We start from the raw sequence: 3,879 nt of genomic DNA on the forward strand, positions 1-3,879 counted from the left end.
CGGTCGGACATGCCGATCAGCTCGGGCAGCTCGGAGGAGATGAGCACGATCGCCACACCGGCCGCGGCCAGCTCGCGCATGAGCCGGTAGACGGCCTGCTTGGCGCCCACGTCGATGCCGCGCGTGGGCTCGTCGAGCACCATCACGCCGGGTTCGGCGGCCAGCCACTTGGCCAGCACGACCTTCTGCTGGTTGCCGCCGGACAGGTACCGGACCTCCTGGTCCTGGCCGCCGCGCGCCACCAGCTCCAGGGAGGAGAGGATGCCGGGCAGCCGCCGGGCCCCGCGCGCCGAGCCCAGGGGCCAGACCGCGTCCAGGACCAGGCGGCCGTTGGCCGCCACCGACTGGTTCAGCGCCAGCCCCTGCGCCTTGCGGTCCTCGGTGACCAGCACCAGGCCCGCCCGCACCGCCGTGCGCGGCGAGCGCGGGTCCACCCGCCGCCCGTCCACGCGGACCTCGCCCCGGGTGAAGCGCTCGACGCCGAAGAGGGCGTGGGCGACCTCGGTGCGCCCGCTGCCCTGGAGCCCGCCCAGGCCCAGGATCTCGCCGCCGCGCACCTCGAAGCCGATCCCGTCCAGCTGGGTGTTGCCGCCTCCGGTGACCGACAGCCGCACCCGTCCCACGTGCTCGCCGTGCGGCTCCAGGGGCTCGGGGAAGACCGCCGAGACCGGACGCCCGACCATCTTGCGGACCAGCTCGGCCGGACCGATCTCACCGGCGGGGACGGTGTCCACGAGATGGCCGTCCTTGAGCACCGTGATGGTGTCGGCCAGGTCGAAGATCTCCCGCATGCGGTGCGACACGTACAGCACCGCCACGCCGCGTTCGCGCAGGCGGCCGATGATCCGGTAGAGCACCTCCACCTCGTGGTCGGCCAGCGCGGCGGTCGGCTCGTCCATGGAGATGATGCGCGCGTCGTGCGAGAGCGCCTTGACGATCTCCACGATCTGCTGTTCGGCCACCGACAGCGACCGCACCCGGGCCCGGGGGTCGATGCCCTCCAGGCCGAGTTCGGCGAGCAGTTCGGCGGTGGCCCGCTCCATGGCCCGGGCGTCCACCAGGCCGCGGCGGCGGATCTCGCGGCCGAGGAAGACGTTCTCGGCGACGGTGCGGTCGGGCAGGAGGTTGAACTCCTGGAAGACCGTGGTCACGCCCGCGCGCTGGGCCTGGACGGGGTGCTCGAAGGAGACGGTGCCGCCCTCCAGCTCGACCGTGCCCCCGTCCGCGCGGTGCACCCCGGCCAGCACCTTCATCAGGGTGGACTTGCCCGCCCCGTTCTCGCCGACCAGGGCGTGCAGCTCGCCGGGGTGGAGTTCCAGGTCGATCCCGTGCAGGACGCGCACGCCCAGGAAGGACTTGGTGATGCCGCTCATCCGGAGCAGGGGCGGGCCGCTCATGCCCCGTCCACCTCCGGCACGTCGACCCAGCGGCGTTCCCGCGCCGAGGTCAGGACGGCCTCGGCCAGCACGGCGGCGCGCAAACCGTCGGCGAACACCGGCAGGCCCTCGGGGGTCTGCCCGGCGATGGCGGCTCCGGTGTCGGCCACGAGCGCGTTGAAGCAGTCCTGGTAGCCCTGCGGGTGGCCGACGGGGGTCGTGGACAGGCGCGCGGCGTCGGCGCTCAGCTCGGGGTCGTCGCGGCTGATGGTGCAGCTGCGGCCCCGGCCGCCCGCCCAGAGGGTCTCGGGCCGCTCCTGGTCGAACAGCAGGGTGCCCTCGGTGCCGGAGACCTCCAGCACGAGCCGGTTCTTGCGGCCGGGGGAGACCTGGCTGATGACGGCGCCGCCGACCACGCCCCCCGCGGTGGAGAACTGGAAGGCCACCAGGTCCTCGGTGGCCACCGAGCGTCCGGCGCGGGTGTCGTTGACCCGCGAGGTCTGCGCGCTGACCGAGGTGATGCGGTCGCCGGTGACGAACTCCAGCATGTCGCACCAGTGCGAGCCGATGTCCCCGAACGCGCGGGTGGGGCCGCCCAGTTCGGGGTCCACCCGCCAGTTGTCCTCGTCCGGGTACAGGAGCCAGTCCTGGAGGTAGCCGCCGTGGGCGAGGCTGACGCGGCCGATGGAGCCCGAGGCCACGCGGGCGCGCGCCTCGCGGGCCATGGGGTGGAAGCGGTAGGCGAAGGGGACGACGGCGACCCGGTCGGCCTCCTCCGCGGCCCGGACCAGCTCGCGGGCGGTGTCGGCGTCGGTGGCCAGGGGTTTCTCGCACACGACGTGCTTGCCGGCGGCCAGGGCGGCCAGGCTCAGCGGCGCGTGCAGGTGGTTGGGGGTGCACACGTGGACCACGTCCACGTCGTCGCTGCGGACGAGTTCGAGGGCGTCGGCGTGGGCCCGGGCGACGCCGTGCGCGGTGCGGAACTGTTCGGCCTTGCCATGGGAGGAGCCCGCGACCCCGACGACCTCGCCCCCCGCGGCGCGGACGGCGTGGGAGTGGACCCGGCCCATGAAGCCGGTACCGATCACCGCGGCGCGGTAGGCGTTGGGGGCGGTGGACCCGGGGTCGGCCGCCTCACCCAGGCTTGTGACCTTACTCACTGACATGCCACGAACGGTACGCCGGACTTCTGTCGATCGTCAAGCAAAAGTCGTAGGATCTATCTGCAATAGACGGATGACGGACAGTCAATAGATCCTGTGCTTCACTGTTCGCATGACGGAAGACGCGCTGACCCACACGGAGGGACGACCCGGCCCGGCCGTCGCTCCGACCGCCGCACCCGGTGCGGGCACCCTGCTCCGACTCCTGCGCGACGGCCGACCGCGCACCCGTTCGGAGCTGGCCTCGGTCACCGGTCTGGCCCGCTCGACCGTCACCCAGCGCGTGGACGCCCTGCTCGCCAGCGGACTCATCGGGCCCGCCGGAGAGGCCGTGTCCACCGGGGGCAGGCCGCCCACGACCTTCTCGTTCCAGCCGGACGCCCGCGTGGTCCTGGCCGCCGACCTGGGCGCCACCCACGCCCGCCTGGCCCTCACCGACATGTCGGGGACCGTGCTCGCCGAGGAGCGCGCCGACCTGGACATCGCCCTGGGCCCCGAGCACGTCCTGGACTGGGTCGTGGAGCGGGGCCGCGGCCTGCTGGAGGGCACGGAACGGCGGGTGGACGAACTGCTCGGCCTGGGCATCGGCCTGCCCGGCCCGGTCCAGCACACCACCGGGCGCGCGGTGAACCCGCCGATCATGCCGGGGTGGGACAACTTCGACGTGCCCGGCTACGTCCACGACCGGCTCGACGTGCCGGTCCTGGTGGACAACGACGTCAACATCATGGCGATCGGGGAGCACCACACGGCCTGGCCCGAGGCCAGCCACCTGATGTTCGTCAAGGTCGCCACGGGCATCGGCTGCGGCATCGTCAGCGAGGGCAGCGTCTACCGGGGAGCGCAGGGCGCGGCCGGGGACATGGGGCACATCCACGTCCCCAGCGGCGACGAGCGGCCCTGCCGCTGCGGCAACACCGGCTGCCTGGAGGCCGTGGCCAGCGGCGCCGCCCTGGCCGCCGCGCTCACCGCCGAGGGCGTGCCCGCCAGCGGAGCCCGCGACGTGGTCGAACTGTCCCGCAACGGGTCGGTGCCCGCCCTGCGCGCGCTGCGCCAGGCGGGCCGCGACATCGGCGAGGTGCTCGCCGCGTCGGTGAACATGTTCAACCCGTCGGTCATCGTCATCGGCGGCGCGCTCGCCCTGGCTGGGGACCACCTGCTCGCCGGGGTGCGCGAGATCATCTACCAGCGGTCGCTGCCGCTGGCCACCGAACACCTGAGCATCGTCTCGTCCGTGGCGGGCGAGAGCGCGGGCGTGATCGGCGCGGCGGTCATGGTGATCGAGCACTGCCTGAGCCCCGAGCACGCGGACGCGCTGATCAACGGCTGAGCCGGGTGGG

General features: G+C 73.4%; 3 protein-coding genes. 1 reads left to right on the forward strand and 2 read right to left on the reverse strand.

Annotation, left to right across the window (positions count from 1 at the left end):
• Both DQW06_RS21115 and DQW06_RS21120 read right to left on the reverse strand, forming a co-directional pair.
• On the reverse strand, positions 1-1,397 hold a 1,397-nt coding region (locus DQW06_RS21115), incomplete at its 3' end, for a sugar ABC transporter ATP-binding protein (protein WP_157983531.1).
• Entirely contained in the window at positions 1,394-2,536 is a 1,143-nt protein-coding gene (locus tag DQW06_RS21120) for a Gfo/Idh/MocA family protein (RefSeq protein ID WP_041552883.1), read from the reverse strand. The genes DQW06_RS21120 and DQW06_RS21115, both read right to left, overlap by 4 nt.
• 115 nt (positions 2,537-2,651) lie before the next feature.
• Here DQW06_RS21120 and DQW06_RS21125 point away from each other — a divergent pair, with 115 nt between their 5' ends.
• Positions 2,652-3,869: an ROK family transcriptional regulator gene (locus DQW06_RS21125; protein ID WP_117199157.1), complete on the forward strand. Its 1,218-nt coding sequence runs from the start codon at positions 2,652-2,654 to the stop codon at positions 3,867-3,869.
• Positions 3,870-3,879: the final 10 nt, after the last annotated feature.

This window comes from Nocardiopsis sp. TNDT3 (assembly GCF_003427465.1).
GTDB lineage: Bacteria > Actinomycetota > Actinomycetes > Streptosporangiales > Streptosporangiaceae > Nocardiopsis > Nocardiopsis dassonvillei.